Raw genomic sequence first — 21,078 nt, 5'->3', positions numbered from 1 at the left:
CCATCCCCAGGCCGCCGTCGCCGTCCGCGGTGCGGTCGGGGCCGGGCGGGCGGTCGCCGCGGCGACGGCCCGCAGCTCGACGGTGCCGGTCGCCGTCCAGGCCGCCGATCCGCTCTCCCGGGCCGGGGCGGAGGCGCAGTTGCGCCGCTTCCCCGGGGTGGCGGTGGTCGACCCGAGCGGTTCGGCCGGTCCGGGCACGGTGACCGTGCTGGTCGCCGAGTCCGCCGACGCGGCCGCGACGGCGGCTCTGCGCCGGCTGGTCCGCGGGGCCGGGCAGCGGGTGGTGCTGGTGGTCGAGCGGCTGCGCGAGACCGAGCTGATGGAGGCCGTCGAGTGCGGCGTGGCGGCGATCCTGTGGCGGCGGGAGGCGACGCCGGAGCGGCTCGGCCGGGCGGTGCTGGCCGCGGCCCGGGGCGACGGCGATCTGCCGGCGGATCTCCAGGGGCGGCTGATCGCCCAGGTGGGACGGCTGCAGCGGTCCGTCCAGGGCATGCCGGGCCAGGCGCCGACGGGTCTGTCGGAGCGTGAGTCGGACGTGTTGCGGCTGGTCGCCGAGGGCTGGGACACCGGGGAGATCGCGGCCCGGCTGTCGTACTCCGAGCGCACGGTGAAGAACGTGCTGCACGGCCTGACGACCCGGTTGCAGTTGCGCAACCGGGCGCACGCGGTGGCCCACGCGGTGCGTGAGGGCTACATCTAGGGCCTGTCGGTTCCAGTGGTGCTCCGCCGTGGTCCGGGCGGGCGGGTGCGGTACCCGCCCGCCCGGGTCACGAACGAGTCGCCAAGATCTCACCTGTTGGAAAGGTCCGGGGGCTATCCGCCGGAGGGGAGCGCACGGCAGACTTCTACGCGCGTACTTCTACGCGCGTCAACGCGCCTGCCCGCCGTCACCGGCGGCGATCCCGGCCATCGTTGACGGTCCGTACCGCCGTCCCCACCGGGAGAGTCGTCCATGCCCCTGAACCGCCGTGACTTCGTCACCCGGTCCGCCGCCACCGCCGCCGGAGCCGCCCTCGCGAGCGGCGGCGCCCTCGCCGCCGCCACTCCCGCGGCGGCGGCCGGACCGGACGAGGCCCGCGCCAAGGGCCGGACCAAGCGCCAGGCCTTCACCGTCATGGGCACCACCGACCTCCACGGCCGGGTGCTCAACTGGGACTACTTCACCGACGCCGTCTACGCCGACAAGGCGCACAACGAGGTCGGCCTCGCCAAGATCTCCACGCTGGCCAAGCAGGTCCGTGAGGAGAAGGGCTGGGACCGCTGCCTGCTCATCGACGCCGGTGACACCATCCAGGGCACCCAGCTGACGTACTACTACGCCCGGGTCGAGCCGATCGCCACCGAGGCCGACACCGCGCCCGAGCACCCGATGGCGCTCGCCATGAACACCATGGAGTACACCGCCGCGGCGCTCGGCAACCACGAGTTCAACTACGGCATCGACACCCTGCGCGCCTACGAGGAGCAGCTGGACTTCCCGCTGCTCGGCGCCAACGCGCTGAACGCCCGCAACGACAAGCCGGCCTTCCCGCCCTACGTGATCCGCAAGGTGAAGCTGGGCGGCGGCCCGGCCCTCAAGGTCGGCATCGTCGGCCTGACCAACCCGGGCATCGCGATCTGGGACAAGGCGAACGTCGCCGGCAAGATGACCTTCCCGGGCATCGTCGAGACGGCGAGGATCTGGGTGCCGAAGGTCAAGGCCGCCGGCGCGGACGTCATCGTGGTCGCCTGCCACTCCGGCATGGACGAGGCCACCTCCTACGGCGACCAGCTGCCCTGGGGGGAGAACGTCTCGGTCGCGCTGGCCGAGCAGGTTCCCGGCATCGACGCCGTCCTGGTGGGCCACGCCCACAAGGAGATCCCGCAGCGCCTGGTCGTCAACAAGGAGACCGGGAAGACCGTCGTGCTGTCCGAGCCGCTGTGCTGGGGCCAGCGGCTGACCTGCTTCGACTTCGAGGCCGAGTTCGACGGCGGCGCGTGGAAGGTCGTCTCGCTCTCCTCCCGGGTGCTGAACTCCAACACCGTCCCGGAGGACCCGGAGATCGTCGGTCTGATGACCGAGCAGCACAAGAAGGTCGTCGAGTACGTCAACCAGGTCATCGGCACCGCCAGGACCGCGCTGTCCATCGCCGACGCGCCGTTCAAGGACACCCCGATCATCGACCTCATCGGCCGGGTCCAGGCCGACGTGGTGCGTGCCGCGCTGGCCGGCGGCCAGTACGCCAAGCTGCCGGTGCTCGCCCAGGCCGCGCCGTTCAACCGCAGCGCCGTCATCCCGGCCGGCCAGGTCAAGCTGCGGGACGCGGCCGGCCTGTACATCTACGAGAACACCCTGGAGGCCCGCATCCTGACGGGCGCCCAGATCAAGGACTACCTGGAGTTCTCGGCCAAGTACTACAACCAGCTCGCCCCGGGCGCGCCGGTCGACCGGGCCACCCTGACCAACGCCCAGAACACGCCGGACTACAACTACGACTCGGTGTACGGCGTTTCGTACGACATCGACATCGCGCAGCCGGTCGGCTCGCGGATCGTCAACCTCAGCTTCGAGGGCCGTCCGATCGACCCCACCGCCCAGTTCGTCCTCGCCGTGAACAACTACCGCGCCAACGGCGGCGGCAACTTCCCGCACGTCGCGGCCGCCCAGAAGGTGTGGGCCAACTCGGACGAGATCCGCAACGCGATGATCGCCTGGGTGAAGGAGAAGGGCGTCATCGACCCGGTCGACTTCGCCGCCGAGTCCTGGCGCCTGGTCCGGGCGGGCCAGCCGGTCTTCTGACCGGGCCGGTCCCACGGTTCCACGGTTCCACGGTTCCACGACCGGAACACCCGGTCCCACGGCCGGATTTCCCCACCGGCCCGCACGGCCGGAACAGCCCCCGGGGCCCGCACCCCGGGGGCTGTTCCCCCTCTCCCGGCCCCCGGCCCCCGTCCCCCGGCCGCCTTCCGCCGGTAGCCTTGCCCGTATGCGGACGATCGCCACCTGGCCCCTGGACGCCCCGCCCCCGGCCGACGTGCCGGCCGAGTTCCACACCCCCTGCACCCGCGTCGGACGGGACCTGCGGCACCTGCCCGCCGGCACCCGACTGCCGGACGGCACCCGCTGGGAGCTCTCCGAGGAGCCCTTCTCCGGCTTCCTGCTCGGCCTCGGCAGCGCCCGGGGGCTGCGGTACACCCTCGAAACGGACCCCTACCTGCCGCCCGGGCCGCTCACCGCGCTCATCGCCGAGCAGGCACAGGACCACCTCACCGGCTACGAGTTCCTCCAGTGGCCGACCTGCCCCGGCCACGTCCACCTGCTGGTCCCGGCCGCGGACCCGGACGACGAGGCGCGGGCCTGGTGGCACTGCCGGCGGTCCCGCCGCCCCCTCGTCCGCATCGGCGACCTGAGCGCCGGCACCTGAGCCGACACGGCCCGCGAACTGTCGCGGCCCGAGCGCCGGCACCCGGGCTAGGGCTCGTCTTCAAACCCCCGCCGTCCGCCCGTAGGGCGGGCGGTGCGGTGTTGGGGTGCGTGCATCGGCGGTGCCGAGGAGGGAGTCCATGCGGAGCATCGGCGACCGACGAGAAGCCGGCGAGGTGCGTGCCCCGGCGCCGCACCGCAGGCGCGGGTTTGAAGACGAGCCCTAGCGCGACCTGACCAGCTCCGTCATCGCCTGCCGCTCGATCCGGGCCAGCTCCGCCAGCAGCGCGCCGGCCCGCGCCAGGTGCGCCGCGTCCCCGCTCTCCCCCGCCGCGGCGACCAGCGCGGCCACCTCGGTCCATCCGGCCGCCGCCTCGGCGTAGCGGTCGCGGGCGGCCCGCACCCGGGCGTCGTCGAGCAGGTCGGCGCACTCGCCGAGGAAGTCCCGGTACAGGTTGCGGAACAGCGCGCCGCCGGTGCCCGCCAGTTCCATCATCCTTGCGGCCTGCGGCAGTTGGCGGCCCGGGTCGGTGGCGCGGGTCAGCCAGCCCGGCACCAGGGCGGCGGCCTTGGCGATCCCGCGGTGGCCGAGGTTGGCGATCGGCGGGTGCAGGAACGCCTCCGCGCAGTCGGCCATGGCCGGCGCCAACAGCTCCCGCAATTCCGGGAGTTCCCCGCGCCGGGCGAGGGTGAAGGAGCGGTGGCGGGCGGTCATCGGGCCGCGTTCGGCGCGTGCCGCCGCGAGCGAGGCCAGGCTGGTGCGGACGGCGCCGCCCTGCTGCGCGGTGTCCACCAGGTGGGCGTCGTGCCCGTCGTGGCCGAGCATCGCGACCATGTGCCCGCCGAAGTGCGTCTTCGAGGTGAAGTACTCCAGGTGGTAGCTGTCGAGTTGGAGCCCGACCGGGCGGCCGGCGGCGAGCCCGTCGGCCACGTTCTGCCAGGCCCGGCGGGCCGAGCCGGTCTCCCGGACGTCCAGCTCCAGCCCGAGCCGGGCGGCCAGGGCCCGGGTCGGCTCGAACGGCTTGGCCCGGCCGCCGAGGAAGGGGAAGTCCAACCCCTTGCCGTCCCAGTAGACGAACGACAGCCCGGCGCCGAGCCCGAACAGCATCGGCTCCGACAGTTCGATGCCCTCGTGCCGCAGCAGCACGCCCAGCGCCGTCGTCTCGCAGTGCACGCCCCCGCGCGGTTCCGTCACGATCCACCCTCCACTCGGCCCTCGACCCGGACGACCAGCCTGGTCGTCCACTCCTCCGCCGGAGCCTCGCCCGGCCCGACCAGGTACGCCTCGCGGACCGGCGGCACCGGCCGCAGTCCGCGCTCGTGCACCGCTGCCAGCAACGCGTGGTAGGCCAAGGGCAGTTGGGCGTACGAACCGTGGTGCAGCACCGCCAGGACCGGCCCGCCCGGCAGGACCAGCCGCTCCGGCGCCTCCGGGCCGGCCGGGAGCACCGGTGCCTCCGCCCCCACCGCGATCCGCATCCCCTCTCCGAGGTCCAGCGGGAACAGCCCCCACAACGGCGGCCGCCACGGCACCCCGTCCAGGCGCGCCAGCAGCCGGCCGACGCACTCGCCGACCCGCTCGCCCAGCTCGGCCGGCCCGGTCACGGCCCGGACGACGGCCAGCCGCCGTTCCGGCTCCCGGCCGTCGGCGACCTCGTAGGCGGGCGGTCCGCCGCCGTCCGCGAGCCGTTCCAGCAGCAACAGCCGGGCCCGGTCGCGGGTGATCCGTTCGGCGACCCGGTCGCGTTCGGCGCGCAGCAGCCGCGCCCGGTCCGGTCCGTCCCCGGCCAGGGTCGCGGCGATCACCGCGAGCGGCACGTCGAGTTCGCGCAGCAGGGCGACGGTCAGGGCGTCGCGGGCCCGGTCGGCGGCGTAGTAGCGGTAGCCGGTGGCGGGGTCGACCCGGGTCGGCGGCAGCAGCCCGGTGTCGTCGTAGTGGCGGAGCTGTTTGACGCTCAGCCGGCAGAGCCGGGCGAAGCGCCCGATGGTGAGGAGTTCGTCCTGTTCGCGCACGCCGCCATGGTGGACCCTCCCGCCGGGGGAGGGTCCACCGCGGGTGGGTGCCCAGGGCGCCGTCCGGCCGGGCTCCCACCGGGACCACCGTCCGGCGAGACGCTGGGACATCTTCTCGAGACCGCAGGATATTCAGCCGCGCGCCCGGCCTGCCTACCGTTGACCACGTCACCGAGAGCAGCACCGTCCCGACAAGGAGCAGTCCCATGCGCGCAGTTGTCCAGAAGTCCGTCGGCGGCCCCGAGGTCCTGGAGGTCGTCGAGACCGACCGGCCCGCCCCGCGCGGCGGCGAGGTGCTGGTGCGCGTCCACGCCAGCGGCGTCAACCCGGTGGACGTGGCGGTCCGTTCGGGCGCCTACCCGCTGCTCGGCGAGCCGCCCTTCGGTGTCGGCTGGGACATCTCGGGTGTCGTCGAGGTGGCCGGGCCGGGTGCCCGGTTCAAGGCCGGCGACGAGGTGTTCGGCCTGCCGTTCTTCCCCCGGGCCGCCACCGGATACGCCGAGTACGTCGCGGTGCCGTCCCGCCAGGTGGCCCGCAAGCCCGCCGCGCTGAACCACGTCGAGGCCGCCGCGTTGCCGCTGGCCGCGCTCACCGCCTGGCAGGGCCTGGTGGACGCGGCGGGCCTGTCCGAGGGGCAGCGGGTGCTGATCCACCGCGCGGCCGGGGGCGTCGGCCACCTCGCCGTCCAGATCGCCAAGGCCCGCGGCGCGCACGTGATCGCCCTGGCGAGCGAGCCGAAGCACGAGTTCGTGCGCGGCCTGGGCGCGGACGAGGTGATCGACTACCGCACCGAGGGCTTCCTGGCGGCGGTCGGCCCGGTGGACGTGGTGCTCGACTCCTCCTCGCAGGGCACCGCCTCGCTGGAGGTGCTGCGCGAGGGCGGCGTACTGGTCTCGATCATGGAGCACTGGAACACCGCGCTGGCCGCCGAGGTCGAGGCCGCCGGGCGGCGGTTCGCCGGTATCTCGGTGGAGCCGGACTACGCCTCGCTGGAGGCGATCGCCCGGCTGGTCGAGGAGGGCCGGATCCGGCCGCACATCGCCGAGACCTTCCCGCTGGAGGAGGCCGGCAAGGCGCACGAGCTGATCGCCACCGGCCGTACCCAGGGCAAGATCGTCCTCACGGTCGCCTGAGCCGTAGGGTTCCGCTGGAGCACGTACCGACCGGGGAGGCGGCATGGACATCCTGACCGAGGCGCTGGGTTCGATGCGGACGGGGCAGCCCGCCTCCGTCCGCACCGAGGGCCGGGCCCCGTGGGGACTGCGGCTGCCCCCGGTCGCCGGCTCCGGGTTCCATGTCGTCCTCTACGGGACCTGCTGGCTGGTGCCGCTGGAGGACGACACGGCCGAGCCGATCGCGCTCAGCCCGGGGGACGTGGTCTTCCTGCGGGACGGCCGGGGCCACGTCCTCGCCGACCGGCCGGACACCCCGACCGTCCCCGAGCAGCCCTCGCAGTTCCGGCCGAGCCTGCCGATCGGCACCGTCACCGTCGGCGGGGACGGGCCGCGCACCAGCCTGCTGTGCGGCAACTACCACCTCGACCAGGCGCGCCCGCACCCGCTGGTGCGGCAACTGCCGGAGATCGTCCACCTGCAGACCCGGCACGGCCGCCACCCCGAGCTGAGCGCGGCCGTCCAACTCCTCGGCGCCGAACTGGAGAACCCGCGGATCGGCTCGTCCGGCATCGTCCCGGCGCTGATCGACTCGCTGCTGCTGTACATCCTGCGGGCCTGGTTCGAGGAGCAGCCGCCCGCCACCGCGGCCGGCTGGGCGGCGGCGCTCGGCGACGCGGCGGTGGCGCCGGCGCTCACCGCGATCCACGAGGCGCCGTCCACGCCGTGGACGGTGGAGTCGCTGGCCACCAGGGCCGGTCTCTCCCGGGCAGCGTTCGCCCGCCGGTTCACCGCCCTGGTCGGCGAGCCGCCGATGGCGTACCTGACCCGCTGGCGGATGACCACGGCGGCCCGCCTGCTGCGCGAGTCCGAGGCCCCGCTCACCGCCGTCGCCGCGAAGACCGGCTACGGCTCGGAGTACGCCTTCGCCAAGGCCTTCAAACGCGAATTCGGCCTGGCCCCGGGCGGCTACCGGCGCGAGGCCCGCACGGCCTGAGGCCGGGCCCAGCCCTGCCCGGCCTCTCCTATGCCTCTTCCCCGACCGCGCCGCCGACCGCGCCCCCAGTCGCGCCGCCGACCGCCTCCCGCACCGCCGGGGCGACCTCCCGCGCCCACCGGCCGAGGGTGACCGGGTCCGGCGAGCCGTGGTCGGTGGCGAAGAGGGTGAAGCCGGAAGCGCCGTGCTCCAGCACCGCGCCGGTCAGCTCCTCCACCCACTGGCCCACCGAGCCGCCGAGCCACCTGCCCTCGGCGTCGCGGGTCGCGGCGAGCGGCCGGTCGGTGATCCGGCCGGGCAGGTTGTAGACGGTGCGGACCTCGCGCGGGTCGCGTCCGACGGCGGCGGCCGCCTCGTCGACGACCGGCCGCGAGGTGCGGTAGCGCTCGCTGAGCCAGTCCGCCGCGTGGGCGGGGATCCAGCCGTCGGCGACCCGGCCGGTGGCGGCCAGCGACTTGCGGCCGTTGGAGCCCGTCCACACCGGCGGCGCGGCGACGGGCGCCGGCTCGATCTCCCGGACGCGGTAGTGCCGCCCCTCGTGGGTGACCGGCGGGCCGCCGCCCGACAGTCGCTTGATCAGCACGATCGCCTCCTCGAAGGCTTCCACCGCCGCGCCGGGGGTGAGCCGCTCGACGCCCAGGTCGGTGATCCGGTCCCAGACCCCGCCGGCGCCGATCCCCAGCACCACGCGCCCGCCGGACAGCGCGGACAGCGAGGTGACGGTCCGCGCCAGCATCGGTGCGGGCCGGGTCGGCAGGTTGGTGACGTTGGAGAAGCCGCTGATCCGCCCGGTCCGCCCGAGCAGGAAGCCGAGCGCGGCGTACGCGTCCACTCGCCCGCCGACGTACGGATGGTCGGACAGCGAGAAGTGGTCCAGCCCGTCCCGGTCGGCCTGCTGGACGACGTCCAGCAGGCTCGCCGCGTCGGCGAGGTCCCCCGGTGCGCCGAATCCGAAGACGACGCCCGCGTTCCCGATGCTCATCGTTCCCCCATATGCAAAAAGGAGTTGAAGTTCGCATCACGAACATATTAGTTCGTTCCGCGAACTTCAACCCCTTCCAGCCCCCGGACGCCCCTTACTCCCCGAACACCGGAGGCACCTTGTTGTCCAGCACCACCCGGCCGAGCAACCCGCCCAGCAACTCCCGCTCCGCACCGGAGAGCCCGGCCGGCAGCTCGTCGATCCGGCGACAGGTCTCCGCGTAGAAGCGCTCCGCCAGCACCGCCCCCTCCGCCGTCAGCAGCACCCACACGGCCCGCGCGTCACCTTTGCAACTCTCCCGCCGCACCAGCCCGTTGCGCTCACTCCGGTCGACCAGACCGGTCAGGCTCGACTTGGCCAGCCGCAGCACGCCGCCCAACTCCCCCATCAGGTAAGACCGCCCCAGCAGCACACAGAGCAACTGCCCCTGCTGCGGCGTCAACCCGAACTCCCGTGCCGAATCGGCATACACCGCATCCACCAGGAACGCCGCCCGCACCAACGCCCCCACGACCCCGATACCGCCACCCTCGCTCTTCGCCATCCGGCCAGCCTAACAGTCGTAATTCGCACCACGAACTACCATCTGGGGCAGAACCACGGGATGAGAGGATGGCCCCATGAGCGAGTTCCGGATCCCCGAGCGGCATGCCCAGTTGCTTGCCTACGCCCAGAGCCTGACCCCACCGTCGGGCTGGAAGATCGAAGTGTCGGGCGACGAGATCATCATGATGGCCGGGCCGTCGGTGATCCACCAGCGCAACCTGCTGCTCGTCCGCGAGCAGTTCGATGCCCATCGCCCGAGGGATCTGATGCCCAGCGAGAACACCGACCTCGCCTCCCCGCACACGGGCAAGCTCCGCAATCCCGACCTGACCTACATCCCCCTCGCCGCCGTCGAGCTCGGCGGCAACCAGGTCCCCGCCGAGCTGGCCGTGATCGCCGTCGAGATCGTCGCCCCTTCCAACCCGGAGAACGATCTGGTCGGCAAGGTCCGCGACTACCCGCAGATGGGGATCCCGCTCTACCTGGTGATCGACCCGCGCGAGGGCACCCTCACCCTGCACTCCGAGCCCGGCGGCGGCACCTACCACCGCCGGTGGAGCGGGAAGTTCGGCGACGCCGTGCCCGTCCCGGCGCCGTTCGGCTTCGAGCTCGCGACCGCCGAACTGCTCCGGTACCCCGCCGGCTAGCGCTTCTCCGCCACGCCCGCCCAGATGCCGACCTGGGAGTCGGTGGGCTGTACGGGGGTGTCGGGGCGCCAGAGCGGGGCGGTGACCAGGCCCGGGTCGGTGAGGGTCAGGCCGTCGAAGAAGCGCAGCACCTGGGCCCGGTCGCGCATGGTGAGCTGGGCGGAGGCGTTGCGGTAGACGGCCGGGCCCCGGCCGGCGTCGGCGCTGGGGGTGAAGTCCAGCGTGCCGTGGGAGAGGACGAGCCGGCTGCCGGGCGGCAGGGCGTCCACCAGGGTGCGCACGATGCCGTAGGGGTCGTCCTGCTCGTCGACGAAGTGCAGCACCGCGAGCAGCAGCAACCCGACCGGTTCGCCCGAGTCCAGGGCCCGGCGGACCTCCGGGGCGGCCAGGATCCCCGCCGGGTCGCGCAGATCGGCCTGGACCACCGCGGTGCTCTCCGGGGTGGTGCCGCTCAGCAGCGCGCGGCCGTGCACCAGCACGATCGGGTCGTTGTCGAGGTACACCACCCGGGCGTCGGGCCGCACCCGCTGGGCGATCTCGTGGGTGTTCCCCGCGCTCGGGATGCCGGTGCCGATGTCGACGAACCGGCGGATGCCCTGCTCGGCGAGGTGCCGCACCGCGCGGCCGAGGAAGGCCCGGTTGGCGAGGGCGCTGATCCGCACCATCGGGCTGATCGCGAGCACCCGCTCGGCGGCCTCGCGGTCGGCCGGGAAGTTGTCCTTTCCGCCTATGTAGTAGTCGTACATCCGGGCCGGGTGCGGGACTTCGGGGCGCAGATCGGCGGGCGGCCGCGCACCGCCCGCTCCGTCGCCGGCGAGCCACTCGCGGCCGATCTCCTGGAACCCGGTCACCCGGTCACCCCTTCGCTCCGTTCCGGTCGGACGCCGGACGTCCGTCGTCGAACGTCCGACGTCCGGCCTCGTACGTCGAACACGGTCGGCCGAGGACCGGGCCGCCACTCCCTCCACGGGGGCCGGCCCGGTCCTCGGGCCCGCTCAGAACGGGAAGCGGCTGCGCCCGTGCTGGATCGAGATCCACTTCACCGTGGTGAACGCGTCCACCGTGGACTCGCCGTTCAGCCGGCCGACGCCCGAGCTCTTCTCGCCGCCGAACGGCACCACGGGCTCGTCCGCGATGGTCCCGTCGTTGACGTGGATCATGCCGGTCTCGATCCGCTGCGCGACCCGCACCCCGCGCTCGACGTCGGCCGTGTGCACCGCGCCGCTGAGCCCGAACGGCGTGTCGTTGGCGATCCGCACCGCCTCGTCCTCGCCGTCGAACTCCACCAGCAGCACCACCGGCCCGAACAGCTCGCGCTGCAGGATCGGCGCACCGGCCGGCAGGCCGCCGAGCACGACCGGGTCCATCAGACTGCCGACGGTGGTGCCGCGCAGCAGCGCGGTGGCGCCGCCGGCGATGGCCTGGTCCACCTGCGCGGAGATGGCGTCGGCCTGGACCGGGTTGATCAGCGGGCCGATGTGGGTGGCCGGGTCCCTCGGGTCGCCGACCTTGAGGCCGGCGACCTTGGCGACAAACTTCCGGGTGAACTCCTCGGCGACGCGGCGGTCGACGAGCACCCGGTTGGCGGCCATGCAGACCTGGCCCTGGTGCGCGAAGCGGCTGAACACCGCCGCGTCCACGGCGTAGTCCAGGTCGGCGTCCTCCAGCACGATCAGCGCGCTGTTGCCGCCGAGTTCCAGCACGGTCCGCTTGAAGTGGGAGGCGGCGACGGTGGCGACGTGCCGGCCGACCTTGTCGGAGCCGGTGAAGGAGATCACCTTGGCGAGCGGGTGCTCGATGAACGCGTCACCGATCTCGGCGATGTCGGTGATCACGACGTTCAGCAGGCCGGCCGGCAGGCCCGCCTCCTCGAAGATCTTGGCGATCAGGGTGCCGCCGACCACCGGGGTCTCCTGGTGCGGCTTGAGCACCACGCCGTTGCCGAGCGCCAGCGCCGGGGCGACGGCCTTCATCGACAGGAACAGCGGGAAGTTGAACGGGCTGATCACCCCGACGACGCCGACCGGCAGCCGGTAGAGCCGGTTCTCCTTGCCGTCCACCGGCGAGGGCAGCAGCCGACCCTCGGCCCGCAGGGACAGCTGCATCGCCTCGCGCAGCATGTCCTTGGTGAGCGAGAGCTCGAACCAGGCCTTGACGGCGGTGCCGCCGAGTTCGGCCATGATGTCGCGGGTGATCTCCTGCTCACGGTCCTCCAGGATCCGCAGCGCGCGCTCGAAGACCAGCCGGCGGGTGTAGGGGTTGGTGGCCGCCCATTCCTTCTGGGCCTTCGCCGCGGCCCGGTAGGCCTGGTCGACCTCGTCGACGGTGGCCACGGTGATGCTCGCGAGCTTGTCCCCGGTGAAGGGGTCGACGTCGACGATGTCCCAGGAGCCGCTGCCCTCGCGCCACTCGCCGTCGATGAACTGCAGCGCCAACTCGGAAAGGTACGACATCCGATCCCTCTCATACCGTTCGGGAACGCCCGCGATTTTCCGGCGGTCGTTCGCGATCAGAACTGATCGGGGCTCATCGTACTTATCTGCTACAGCTCTTGGCGTACGGAGCGGAGAACTTCTCGTGTCCGCTCGGGGGAAAGGCTGTCCGCCACCAGACCGTCCATCGCACCCGCGTACTCCGCGACCTCGGCCGGCTTGTCGAGGTAGAGGGCGGTGGTGAACTGCTCCAGGTAGACGATGTCCGGCAGCTCCTGCTCGTCGAAGGCCAGCACCGAGAACGCCCCGCCCTCCGCGCGCAGCCCGCCGAAGCCCAGCGGCATCACCTGGAGCAGCACGTTCGGGAGTTCGGTCAGCTCCAGCAGGCGGTCGATCTGCGCCCGCATCAGCTCCGGGCCGCCCCAGGGACGGCGCAGCGCGGCCTCGTCCAGCACCGCGACCAGCCGCGGCGCCCGCTCGGCGCCCAGCACCTGCTGCCGTTTGAGCCGCACCTCCACCCGTCGCTCGATCTCGGCCGGTTCGGTCACACGGCCGCCGTGGGTGATCACCGCCCGCGCGTAGTCGGCGGTCTGCAGCAGCCCGTGGACGAACTGGACCTCGTAGCTGCGGATCTCGGTGGCGGCCTCCTCCAGGCCCAGGTAGTTCTGGAACCAGCCCGGCAGGACGTCCCCGTACCCGTGCCACCAGGAGGTCGCGTTGGCCGCCCGGACCAGTCCGAGCACCGAGGCCCGCTCCGGCTCCGCGTCCACCCCGTACAGGGTCAGCAGGTCGGCGACGTCGCGCTCCTTGAAGCCGACCCGGCCGAGTTCCATCCGGCTGATCTTCGACTCGGAGGCCCGGATCGAGTACCCGGCCTCCTCCCGGCTGACTCCGCGGGCCTCCCGGAGCCGTCGCAGTTGCGACCCCAGCAGCAGACGCCGCACCGTGGCACCGCCACCCGCTTGAGTCGCACTCATCGCCTCAACCTCCGCACGTCAGCAGCCCCCCGGCCGTGGCCGCAGTCTTCCACCAGGGACCGACGAACAACAGTCCTCGGAACGCCTCATCGGGATCTTCCGCCCTCGCCGGGGCCGCCCGGACGAGCGGCGTCCGGATACGCGCGGTAGCCGAGCCGTAGCTCCCCGGAACGCACTCTAGTCCCCCGCCGCCGCCGTGCACATCCCCGGCCCCCGGCCACCACCCGCGGGGCGACCCGCAACTCGGCCGGAACCGACAGCGGTCGACGGAACCCGCCCGCGCGGCCGAACGTTCCCCGCCGGACGCCGCGTCCCGAACCCCCGAACCCCCGAACCCTCGAACCCCCGGACCCCCCGGACCCCCCGGACCGCGCCCGGGCATGCGAACGGCGCCTGCCCCCAAACTGGTCGGGGATGTGGGCAGGCGCCAGGGACCGCGGTGGCCCGGCGACGCTGACGGGGTGCGGCTCGGTAGGGCCCGGCGAATGCGGCGCCGGGCTACCTGGACCGGATCAGACCACCAGAGGGCGGTCCGTCGGCCGGATCGGTGCGGGCAGCGGGGACTTGCCGCCCAAGTAGGTGTCGACCGCCGCGGCTGCCGAGCGGCCCTCCGCGATGGCCCAGACGATCAGCGACTGGCCACGGCCGGCGTCGCCGCAGACGTAGACGCCATCGACATTGGTGGCGAACTTCGCGTCCCGGGACACATTACCGCGTGCGTCGAGGTCCACGCCCAGCTGCTCGACCAGGCCGTTCGCGACGTCCGTCCCGGTGAAGCCCATCGCCAGGGTGACCAGCTGCGCCGGGATCGCCCGCTCGCTGCCCGGCACCTGCTCGAACTTCCCGTCCTTGAACTCCACCTCGACGAGGTGCAGCTCCTGGACGTTGCCCTCCTCGTCGCCGCTGAAGTGCGTGGTGGAGACGGAGTAGATCCGCTCGCCGCCCTCCTCGTGCGCGGAGGTGACCTTGTAGGTCATCGGCATCGTCGGCCACGGCTGGCCGGCCGGTCGCTCCTCGCCCGGCCGCGGCATGATCTCCAGCTGGGTGACCGAGGCCGCCCCCTGCCGGTGGGCGGTGCCGACGCAGTCCGCGCCGGTGTCGCCGCCGCCGATGACCACGACGTGCTTGCCCTTGGCGCTGATCGGCGACTCGACGAAGTCGCCCTCCTGCACCTTGTTGGCCAGCGGCAGGTACTCCATCGCCTGGTGGACGCCCTTGAGCTCGCGCCCGGGCACCGGCAGGTCGCGGGCGGTGGTGGCGCCGGCCGCGACGACGACCGCGTCGAAGCGCTCGCGCAGTTGCTGCCCGGTGATGTCCTCGCCCACGTGCACGCCGGTACGGAACCGGGTGCCCTCCGCGCGCATCTGCTCGACGCGGCGGTTGATGTGGCGCTTCTCCATCTTGAACTCGGGGATGCCGTACCGCAGCAGGCCGCCGATCCGGTCGGCCCGCTCGTACACCACGACGGTGTGCCCGGCCCGGGTGAGCTGCTGGGCGACGGCCAGGCCGGCCGGCCCGGAGCCGACCACGGCGACCGTCTTGCCGGACAGCCGCTCCGGCACCTGTGCGGTGACCCCGCCGCGGTCCCAGGCCTTGTCGATGATGGTGACCTCGACGTTCTTGATGGTCACCGCGTCCTGGTTGATGCCGAGCACGCAGGCCGACTCGCAGGGCGCCGGGCAGAGCCGCCCGGTGAACTCCGGGAAGTTGTTGGTCGCGTGCAGCCGCTCGATCGCGCCCGACCAGTCGTCCCGGTAGGCGAGGTCGTTCCACTCGGGGATGAGGTTCCCGAGCGGGCAGCCGTTGTGGCAGAACGGGATGCCGCAGTCCATGCAGCGGCCGGCCTGCTCGGTGATGATCGGCAGCAGGCTGCGCTCGACGTAGACCTCGTTCCAGTCCCGGATGCGCACGTCCACCGGACGCCGCTCGGCGAGCTGCTTGGGCGTGGTCAGGAAGCCCTTGGGGTCAGCCACGTGCCGCCTCCATCATCTTGCGAGTGGTCTCGGCCTCGGAGAGGCCATCGCGCTCAGCGGCGTCCTTGGCGGCGAGCACTGCCTTGTAGTCGGTCGGCATGATCGTGGAGAAGCGGGAGACCCCGCTGCCCCAGTCCGCCAGGAGTTCGGCCGCGACGGTGGAGCCGGTCTCCTCGTAGTGCTGCTGCACGGTCTCGCGCAGCCATTCGCGGTCGGCGGCGCCGGGGGCCTCGATGCCCACCATGCCGCTGTTGACGTTCGCCGGGCGCAGGTCCAGCACGTAGGCGACGCCGCCGGACATGCCGGCCGCCAGGTTGCGTCCGGTCTCGCCGAGGATCACGACCCGGCCGCCGGTCATGTACTCCAGGGCGTGGTCGCCCACGCCCTCGACGACCAGGGTGGCACCCGAGTTGCGGACGGCGAACCGCTCGCCGGCCTTGCCGCGCAGGTGGATCCGGCCGCTGGTGGCGCCGTAGCCGATGGTGTTGCCGGCGATGACGTGGTTCTGCGCGTCGTTGCCGATCGCCGCCGCGTCGCGGGCCGGGCGGACCACGAGCACGCCGCCGGACAGGCCCTTGCCGACGTAGTCGTTGGCGTCGCCCTCCAGCCGCAGCGTCACGCCGCGCGGCACGAAGGCGCCGAAGGACTGGCCGGCCGAGCCGGTGAAGGTGACGTCGATGGTGCCCTCGGGCAGGCCCTCGCCGCGGTACCGCTTGGTCACGTGGTGGCCGAGCATGGTGCCGACGGTCCGGTTGACGTTGCGGATCGGCAGCTGGATGCGGACGGCGTCGCCGTTCTCCAGGGCGTCCTGGGCCAGGTCGATCAGCTGGTTGTCCAGAGCCTTGTCCAGCGCGTGGTCCTGCGTGGTGGTGCAGTGCAGGGCGGCACCCTCTGGCAGCTCGGGCACGTGGAACAGCGGGGCCAGGTCGAGCCCGGCGGCCTTCCAGTGGTCGACCGCGGCCTCGGCGTCGATGTGCTCGGCGTGGCCGACGGCCTCCTCGATCGAGCGGAAGCCCAGCGAGGCCAGGATCTCCCGGACCTCCTCGGCGATGAACTCGAAGAAGTTGACCACGAACTCCGGCTTGCCGGAGAAGCGCTCGCGCAGCACCGGGTTCTGGGTGGCGACGCCGACCGGGCAGGTGTCCAGGTGGCAGACGCGCATCATGATGCAGCCGGAGACCACCAGCGGGGCGGTCGCGAAGCCGAACTCCTCGGCGCCCAGCAGCGCGGCGATCACCACGTCGCGGCCGGTCTTCAGCTGGCCGTCGGTCTGCACCACGATCCGGTCGCGCAGGCCGTTCAGCAGCAGGGTCTGCTGGGTCTCGGCGAGGCCGAGCTCCCAGGGGCCGCCCGCGTGCTTGAGCGAGGTGAGCGGCGAGGCGCCGGTGCCGCCGTCGTGGCCGGAGACCAGCACGACGTCCGCGTGCGCCTTGGAGACGCCGGCCGCGACCGTGCCCACGCCGACCTCGGAGACCAGCTTCACATGGATGCGGGCCCCGGGGTTGGCGTTCTTGAGGTCGTGGATCAGCTGCGCCAGGTCCTCGATCGAGTAGATGTCGTGGTGCGGCGGCGGCGAGATCAGACCGACACCCGGGGTGGAGTGCCGGGTCTTGGCGACCCACGGGTAGACCTTGTGGCCGGGCAGCTGGCCGCCCTCGCCGGGCTTGGCGCCCTGGGCCATCTTGATCTGGATGTCGTCGGCGTTGACCAGGTACTCGGAGGTGACGCCGAAGCGGCCCGAGGCGACCTGCTTGATCGCCGATCGGCGCTCCGGGTCGTACAGGCGGTCCGCGTCCTCGCCGCCCTCACCGGTGTTGGACTTGGCTCCCAGCCGGTTCATCGCGATCGCCAGCGTCTCGTGCGCCTCGAGCGAGATCGAGCCGTACGACATGGCGCCGGTGGAGAACCGCTTGACGATCTCGGAGACCGGCTCGACCTCCTCGACCGGCACCGGGGTGCGGTCGAGCCCGTCCAGCCTGAACAGGCCGCGCAGCGTCATCAGCCGCTCGGACTGCTCGTTCACCCGGTCCGTGTACTGCTTGAAGATGTCGTACCGGCGGTTGCGGGTGGAGTGCTGCAGCCGGAAGACGGTGTCCGGGTCGAACAGGTGCGGCTCGCCCTCGCGGCGCCACTGGTACTCGCCGCCGATGTCCAGGGCGCGGTGCGCGGCCGCGATGCCGGAGGCCGGGTACGCCTTGGCGTGCCGGGCGGCGGTCTCCTTGGCGACCTCGTCCAGGCCGATGCCGCCGAGCTTGCTGGTGGTGCCGGCGAAGTAGGCGTCGACCAGCTCCTGGGCGAGGCCGATGGCCTCGAAGACCTGCGCGCCGCGGTAGGAGGCGACGGTGGAGATGCCCATCTTGGACATCACCTTGAGCACGCCCTTGCCGAGCGCCTTGATCAGGTTCTTGATCGCCTTCTCGGCCTCGATGCCGGTCAGGAAGGTGCCCTGGGCGACGAGGTCCTCGACCGACTCCATGGCCAGGTACGGGTTGACCGCGCCGGCGCCGTAGCCGATCAGCAGCGCGACGTGGTGCACCTCGCGCACGTCGCCGGCCTCGACCAGCAGCGACACCCGGGTGCGCTGCTTGGTGCGGATCAGGTGGTGGTGGATCGCCGAGGTGAGCAGCAGCGAGGGGATCGGGGCGTGCTCGGCGTCGGAGTGCCGGTCGGAGAGCACGATGATCCGGGCGCCGTCGGCGATCGCCGCGTCCGCCTCGGCGGCGATCTCGGCCAGCCGCGCGGCCAGGCCCTCGCCGCCGGTGGCGACCCGGTACAGGCCGGACAGGGTGACGGCCTTGAGGCCGGGCTGGTCCCCGTCGTGGTTGATGTGGACGAGCTTGGCCAGCTCGTCGTTGTCGATCACCGGGAAGGTGATGCCGACCGAGCGGCAGGACGCGGCCTCGGCGGCCAGCAGGTTGCCCTCGGGGCCGAGGTTGGACAGCAGCGAGGTGACGAGCTCCTCGCGGATGGCGTCCAGCGGCGGGTTGGTGACCTGCGCGAAGAGCTGCACGAAGTAGTCGAACAGCAGTCGCGGCTTCTCGCTCAGCGCGGCGATCGGCGAGTCGGTGCCCATCGAGCCGAGCGCCTCGCCACCGGTCTTCGCCATCGGCGCCAGGACGACGCGCAGCTCCTCCTCGGTGTAGCCGAAGGTCTGCTGGCGGCGGGTGACGGAGGCGTGGGTGTGCGCGATGTGCTCGCGCTCGGGGAGCCTGGCGAGCTGGATCTGCCCGCCCTCGACCCACTCCGCGTAGGGGTGCTCGGCGGCCAGCGCCGACTTGATCTCCTCGTCCTCGACGATCCGGTGCTCGGCGGTGTCGATGAGGAACATCCGGCCGGGCTGCAGCCGGCCCTTCCTGACCACCCGGGTCTGCTCGATGTCGAGCACGCCGACCTCGGAGGAGAGGACGACCAGGCCGTCCTCGGTGATCCAGTAGCGGGCGGGGCGCAGGCCGTTGCGGTCGAGCACCGCGCCGATCTGCGTGCCGTCGGTGAAGGTGACGCAGGCCGGGCCGTCCCAGGGCTCCATCAGGTTGGAGTGGTACTGGTAGAACGCGCGGCGGGCCGGGTCCATCGTGACGTGGTTCTCCCACGCCTCGGGGATCATCATCAGCACCGCGTGCGGCAGCGAACGGCCGCCGAGGTGGAGCAGCTCCAGGACCTCGTCGAAGGAGGCCGAGTCGGAGTGGTCCGGGGTGCAGACCGGGAAGATCCGCTCCAGTCCCTGGCCGTTCCGGTTGGCGGGGATCAGGTCGGTGGCGAGCTGGGACTCCCGGGCGGTCATCCAGTTCCGGTTGCCCTTGACCGTGTTGATCTCGCCGTTGTGCGCGACGAAGCGGTACGGGTGGGCGAGCGGCCAGCTCGGGAAGGTGTTGGTGGAGAACCGCGAGTGCACCAGGCCGAGCGCGGAGGCGTAGAGCCGGTCCGACAGGTCGGGGAAGAACGGCTCCAGCTGGCCGGTGGTCAGCATGCCCTTGTAGACGACGGTGCGCGCGGACAGCGACGGGAAGTAGACCCCGGCCTCGCGCTCGGAGCGCTTGCGGACCACGAAGGCGACCCGGTCGAGCTCGATGCCGCTCTTCTCCGCGCCGGCGAGGAACAGCTGGCGGAAGCGGGGCATGACGCTGCGGGCGGTGGCGCCCAGCAGGTCCGGGGTGACCGGGACGTCGCGCCAGCCGAGGACGGTCAGGTCCTCCTCGGCCGCGATGGCCTCGATCCGCGCGACGGCGGCGGCGTCCTGGTCGTCGGCGTCGGGCAGGAAGGCGATGCCGACCGCGTAGGAGCCGGCGGCCGGGAGTTCGAAGTCGACCTTGGCGCGCAGGAAGGCGTCCGGGACCTGGGTGAGGATACCCGCGCCGTCACCGGAGTCCGGCTCGGCGCCGGTGGCGCCGCGGTGCTCCAGGTTGCGCAGGACGGTCAGCGCCTGCTCGACGACGGTGTGGTCGGCGATGCCGGTCAGCGTGGCGACGAATCCGACGCCACAGGCGTCGTGCTCGTTTCGCGGGTCGTACAGGCCCTGAGCAGCAGGTCGCGCATCCGGAACGAGCGCGTACGGCGGGCGGGCGGCGCCGGCCTGGGGCTCGTTGGCGGAGTGCATGGATGCAGACAGCATCGGCTCTCCCGTCGTCGTCTTTGGAGGCTGGTGCAGTAGGGACGACGTTGGCCCTGATGCGATTTCGTGCAAGTTACATGATGCCGAACATCCCGGGAAGCGGGAGTTCTCGTCCACATCGCGGGACGGATCCGCAGGTCACGGCTGCTGCGGGAGGGCGTGCCGCGCCGCACGCCCTGACGATTGTGCCCGGCTGTCGACCGCCTGAAACAGGGGCGACATCCGCCCGCCACGGCAGCCGGTCAGGAGCGCCTGCGAATCCATTCCCACACTTGATCGGCAGATGCGATTCCCTGGCCCGATCGGCTCGAATGCTGAGACAAGCCAGGCGAGGCCGGAGCGCCCTGTGCGCAATATCACTCATGGGAACGCATAACCATGCAACAGCACATCGTGCCATCGTCGACGCCCCGCTCACCAACCGCCAGCCCCGATGCACTCCCCCGAGGGCCCGGACGTGACTTTGCAAAGTCTCGGCAGACTTTGCAAAGTGCTCCCCCTAGCCGATCTGCCCGCCGATCAGCCACCCCAGCAGATAGGTCACCCCGGCCGCCGCCCCGCCCAGCACCAGCTGCCGCAGCCCGCTGAACCACCAGCTGCGCGCCGTCACCCGCGCCACCACCGCACCGCAGGCGAACAGCCCGGCCATGGAGAGCAGCAGCGCCGGCACCAGCGAGGTCGCGCCCAGCAGGTACGGCAGCAGCGGGAGCAGCGCGCCCACCGCGAAGCAGACGAAGGAGGACCCGGCCGCCACCCACGGCGAGGGCAGGTCGTTGGGGTCGATGCCCAGCTCCTCCCGGGCGTGCACCTCCAGCGTCCGCTCCGGGTCGGCGGACAGCTGCCTGGCCACCTCGTGGGCGAGCTCCGGGTCCACCCCGCGGTCCACGTACACCTGGGCCAGCTCGGCCAGCTCGCCGTGCGGGTTGCGGCTCAGCTCCAGCCGCTCGGCCTCGATCTCGGCCTGTACCAGTTCCCGCTGGGAGGCCACCGAGGTGTACTCCCCCGCCGCCATCGAGCAGGCACCGGCGGCGAGCCCGGCCAGGCCGGTGAGCACCACCGTGCCGCTGGGGACGGCGCCGCCGACGACGCCGGTCATCAGCGCGAAGTTGGAGACCAGTCCGTCCATCGCGCCGAACACCGCCGGCCGCAGCCAGCCGCCGTTGACGTCCCGGTGGTGCCCCGCGGCGGGTATCCGCGGGTGCTGCCCGGCCTCGTGCTCCAGGATGGTCGCGGTCACGACTCTTCCCCCTCCGTCCATTGGTCCGATCGGCCTACTTGCTGACCGTAGCCCCCTTGACCTGGGCATTTCCAGCAAAGTAAGGCTGTCCGAACATGACGGCGGCCCCCCCCCCCCCCCGGGGGGGGGGGGGGCCGGGGCCCGGTTAGG

At 72.5% G+C, this 21,078-nt stretch carries 16 protein-coding genes; 6 read left to right on the top strand and 10 right to left on the bottom strand.

The features are described 5' to 3' along the window. Positions 1-82: 82 nt before the first annotated feature. The 3 genes from SM793_RS06965 (at position 83) to SM793_RS06955 (ending at position 3,404) form a co-directional block, all read left to right on the top strand. Positions 83-700 carry a response regulator transcription factor gene (locus tag SM793_RS06965; protein WP_320437224.1) on the top strand — a complete coding sequence of 206 codons (618 nt, stop codon included), beginning with the start codon at positions 83-85 and terminating at the stop codon, positions 698-700. A 252-nt stretch (positions 701-952) separates the two neighbouring features. Beyond that, on the top strand, positions 953-2,779 hold the full coding sequence (locus tag SM793_RS06960) for a bifunctional metallophosphatase/5'-nucleotidase (RefSeq protein WP_320437147.1): 1,827 nt from the start codon (positions 953-955) through the stop codon (positions 2,777-2,779). 187 nt (positions 2,780-2,966) lie between these two features. After that, positions 2,967-3,404, top strand: coding sequence for a hypothetical protein (locus SM793_RS06955; RefSeq protein WP_320437146.1), 438 nt, complete (start codon positions 2,967-2,969; stop codon positions 3,402-3,404). A gap of 222 nt (positions 3,405-3,626) precedes the next feature. Here SM793_RS06955 and SM793_RS06950 read toward each other — a convergent pair whose 3' ends face one another. Both SM793_RS06950 and SM793_RS06945 read right to left on the bottom strand, forming a co-directional pair. Next, a complete protein-coding gene (locus SM793_RS06950; RefSeq protein ID WP_320437145.1) occupies positions 3,627-4,598 on the bottom strand; it encodes a BtrH N-terminal domain-containing protein in 972 nt (323 codons plus the stop codon). Next, positions 4,595-5,416, bottom strand: coding sequence for a MerR family transcriptional regulator (locus tag SM793_RS06945; RefSeq protein ID WP_320437144.1), 822 nt, complete (start codon positions 5,414-5,416; stop codon positions 4,595-4,597). Before SM793_RS06945 ends, SM793_RS06950 begins: the two co-directional genes overlap by 4 nt. Positions 5,417-5,622: 206 nt before the next feature. On the opposite strand from SM793_RS06945, the gene SM793_RS06940 reads away from it, so the two are divergent. Continuing rightward, a complete protein-coding gene (locus SM793_RS06940; protein WP_320437143.1) occupies positions 5,623-6,549 on the top strand; it encodes an NADP-dependent oxidoreductase in 927 nt (308 codons plus the stop codon). A 43-nt stretch (positions 6,550-6,592) separates the two neighbouring features. Then, positions 6,593-7,525: an AraC family transcriptional regulator gene (locus SM793_RS06935; RefSeq protein WP_320437142.1), complete on the top strand. Its 933-nt coding sequence runs from the start codon at positions 6,593-6,595 to the stop codon at positions 7,523-7,525. A gap of 28 nt (positions 7,526-7,553) precedes the next feature. Here SM793_RS06935 and SM793_RS06930 read toward each other — a convergent pair whose 3' ends face one another. Together SM793_RS06930 and SM793_RS06925 are read right to left on the bottom strand one after the other, a co-directional pair. Beyond that, a complete protein-coding gene (locus SM793_RS06930; protein WP_320437141.1) occupies positions 7,554-8,507 on the bottom strand; it encodes an LLM class flavin-dependent oxidoreductase in 954 nt (317 codons plus the stop codon). A 94-nt stretch (positions 8,508-8,601) separates the two neighbouring features. Then, positions 8,602-9,051 (bottom strand): MarR family winged helix-turn-helix transcriptional regulator, encoded by a 450-nt coding sequence (locus tag SM793_RS06925; RefSeq protein ID WP_320437140.1) that lies wholly within the window; start codon positions 9,049-9,051, stop codon positions 8,602-8,604. Between the two features lie 76 nt (positions 9,052-9,127). Between SM793_RS06925 and SM793_RS06920 the strand changes: the two genes are divergently transcribed. Beyond that, positions 9,128-9,700: a Uma2 family endonuclease gene (locus tag SM793_RS06920; protein ID WP_320437139.1), complete on the top strand. Its 573-nt coding sequence runs from the start codon at positions 9,128-9,130 to the stop codon at positions 9,698-9,700. Here SM793_RS06920 and SM793_RS06915 read toward each other — a convergent pair. The 6 genes from SM793_RS06915 to SM793_RS06890 all read right to left on the bottom strand — a co-directional run bounded on the left by SM793_RS06915 (position 9,697) and on the right by SM793_RS06890 (position 20,949). Then, the gene (locus tag SM793_RS06915) at positions 9,697-10,551 is read right to left on the bottom strand and encodes an SAM-dependent methyltransferase (protein WP_320437138.1); all 855 of its coding nucleotides are present in this window, start codon (positions 10,549-10,551) and stop codon (positions 9,697-9,699) included. The two genes, SM793_RS06920 and SM793_RS06915, sit on opposite strands and share 4 nt — an antisense overlap. A 144-nt stretch (positions 10,552-10,695) precedes the next feature. Beyond that, positions 10,696-12,153 carry an aldehyde dehydrogenase family protein gene (locus SM793_RS06910; RefSeq protein ID WP_320437137.1) on the bottom strand — a complete coding sequence of 486 codons (1,458 nt, stop codon included), beginning with the start codon at positions 12,151-12,153 and terminating at the stop codon, positions 10,696-10,698. Positions 12,154-12,242: 89 nt separating this feature from the next. After that, the gene (locus tag SM793_RS06905) at positions 12,243-13,109 is read right to left on the bottom strand and encodes a helix-turn-helix transcriptional regulator (protein ID WP_320437136.1); all 867 of its coding nucleotides are present in this window, start codon (positions 13,107-13,109) and stop codon (positions 12,243-12,245) included. Between the two features lie 512 nt (positions 13,110-13,621). Beyond that, entirely contained in the window at positions 13,622-15,082 is a 1,461-nt protein-coding gene (locus SM793_RS06900) for a glutamate synthase subunit beta (protein WP_320437135.1), read from the bottom strand. Further along, positions 15,075-19,676: a glutamate synthase large subunit gene (gene gltB / locus SM793_RS06895; RefSeq protein WP_320437223.1), complete on the bottom strand. Its 4,602-nt coding sequence runs from the start codon at positions 19,674-19,676 to the stop codon at positions 15,075-15,077. Before gltB ends, SM793_RS06900 begins: the two co-directional genes overlap by 8 nt. Before the next feature lie 514 nt (positions 19,677-20,190). Beyond that, positions 20,191-20,949 (bottom strand): VIT1/CCC1 transporter family protein, encoded by a 759-nt coding sequence (locus SM793_RS06890; RefSeq protein ID WP_413815891.1) that lies wholly within the window; start codon positions 20,947-20,949, stop codon positions 20,191-20,193. Positions 20,950-21,078: the final 129 nt, after the last annotated feature.

The sequence above is a fragment of the Kitasatospora purpeofusca genome, from assembly GCF_034043715.1.
Taxonomy (GTDB): domain Bacteria; phylum Actinomycetota; class Actinomycetes; order Streptomycetales; family Streptomycetaceae; genus Kitasatospora; species Kitasatospora purpeofusca_A.
This window is presented reverse-complemented; position numbering and strand designations above follow the sequence as displayed.